Source organism: Myxococcus sp. AS-1-15 (genome assembly GCF_020037055.1).
GTDB classification, from domain to species: domain Bacteria; phylum Myxococcota; class Myxococcia; order Myxococcales; family Myxococcaceae; genus Myxococcus; species Myxococcus fulvus.
This window is the reverse complement of sequence record NZ_JAIQDF010000056.1, coordinates 1-1994: the sequence shown is the minus strand read 5'-3', so window position 1 is coordinate 1994 and position 1994 is coordinate 1. Positions and strand designations below refer to the sequence as shown.

Annotated in this window: 1 protein-coding gene; it reads right to left on the bottom strand. The window is 64.8% G+C overall.

Annotated elements, in window-relative coordinates; all coding sequences use genetic code 11:
- Positions 1-28: 28 nt before the first annotated feature.
- Entirely contained in the window at positions 29-1462 is a 1434-nt protein-coding gene (gene ltrA / locus K8625_RS43440; protein ID WP_223786090.1) for a group II intron reverse transcriptase/maturase, read from the bottom strand.
- Positions 1463-1994 lie beyond the last annotated feature (532 nt).

Sequence of the window (1994 nt, the reverse complement as noted above, 5' to 3'; positions counted from 1 at the left end):
CATTGGTAGATGGGTGGCGCGGTACCGGTCAGCGGCCCGTTTCCACCCGCCTCCTTTCAAACCGTACGTGCGGTTTTCCCGCATACGGCTTAACGAGAGTGTTGTCGTGCAGCATGCACGGTTTCGGGTAACGAATCGTCCCACGCAATCGGTGGAGCCCCTGTCCCCAGAACCATTCCCGATTCCACTCGTGAGCCTGTCCGGCTCGCAGGTTCCTTCCCCTGCGCTTCACCATGAACTGGTGCAGCCGCCTGCACACGTAGGAGTCGAGCTGATTGAACTTCCGGGCTGCATTCCCGCTGCGGAAGTAGTTGCCCCACCCTCGCAGCACCGGATTCAGGTCGGCGATGATGACTCGCACGTCCTTCACCCCGTACCGCTGACGACTCGTCAGCTCCTTCACCCGGGCCCTCACCCGCTTCATGCTCCGCGCTGACGGCCATCTGTGCAGGTAGTAGCGCTTGAGGCCACGCTCCTCCAGCAGCTTGCCCGACATGCGTTGATGCAGGTGACAGCCCAGGAAGTCGAAGCCTTCCTTGCCCTCGGTGAGTTCCACTCGCCGCGTCTTCTCCGGATGCAGTCGTAGCTTCAGCCTCTCGAAGATGATTCGCACTCTTCGTTCAGCCTCCTCGACAGCTTCGCGGCTTTTGCACAGCACCACGAAGTCATCCGCGTAGCGCACCAGCTCGCCTACCCGCGCGCACTGTCGCTGCCACACGCTGTCGAAGAAGTGCAGGTAGATGTTGGAGAGCAACGGAGAAACCACTCCGCCCTGCGGCGTCCCCGAGACCGTCTCGGAGTACCGGCCCTCTTCTACCACTCCCGCACTCAGCCACTGCCTCAGCAGCTTGAGCACCCTGCGGTCCGACACCCGTCGCTCCACCCGCTCCATCAGCAGCTCATGCTCGATGCTGCCGAAGTAATCGCGGATATCCGCGTCGAGCACGTGGCGACATCCGGCATTGACTACCTCCCGGATGCGCTCCAGGGCCTGCAACGCGCTTCGGCGAGGCCGGAAGCCATACGAGGACGGCAGGAAGTCCGCCTCGAATACCGGCTCCAGCACCAACTTCACCGCCATCTGCACGATGCGGTCCTTCACCGTCGGAATGCCCAGCGGCCTTCGCTTCCCGTCCGCCTTGGGGATGTACCGCCTCAGTACCGCGGGCGGCCTGTACGCTCCTGCTCGCAGCACCTCGCCCAGCTCCTCTACCAGCCGCTGCGCGCCGTACCGCTCCACCGCCGCCAGCGTGACTCCATCCACGCCAGCCGCGCCCTTGTTGCGTCGAACCCGCTCCCACGCTTCCCACAGGACGTCACTCCGGTGGACTCGGTCATACAGCGCATGGAAACGGCGCTCCTTGCACCGCTTGGCTGCCACGAAGAGCTTGCGCTGGAGTCGTCGAACTTTGTCGGTGGACTCTGGTCCACCGGGGAGATTGGAGCCGCCGTGGCGGCTCATGCCCTCGCTCTTACCTCCCACCCAAGCACCACTCAAGCAGGGGCCCTTCCCTCCGGGCGCGTTGTCCTGCACGCCCCTCATCGGTACTACGGCCCCCTCGGACTCCCGCTGCACTCCCCTCGCTTTCGCCTTCGGCTTATACGCGGGGCCCTGCCGCGACGACGGCTGCGCAGTCGGGTCTCTCCTGTTCCCCACCACTCCTTGAACACGTGCCGCGCCCCATACCCCGGGGAGTTCCGCTGCTTCACACCCGGACTCGTCCGCAGCGGACCTGGCCTTCACCGTGACATGCTCGGCTCGGCTCTCCCATTGTGTCTCTGTCGAGGCGGCAGGCTTCACTTCATGTTGCGGCCCGTGCTCTTGCTCCCTCCCTGTCGGAGGCTTTTGACGCCCCGCTGTGGCCTGCCGCCTCTCGGCGACCGGCTGGGGCCTGCTACCGGGCACTCCGGTGTCTACCCGGACGGGACTCTCACCCGCAGGTCTGGTGGAGCATGGACGTGCTCCTCTTTCTCGTCCTTCAGGACGCACCATG

Excerpts from the sequence above, each read along its gene's own strand:
- ltrA (WP_223786090.1), bottom strand. The coding sequence starts at position 1,462 with ATGAGCCGCCACGGCGGCTCCAATCTCCCCGGTGGACCAGAGTCCACC.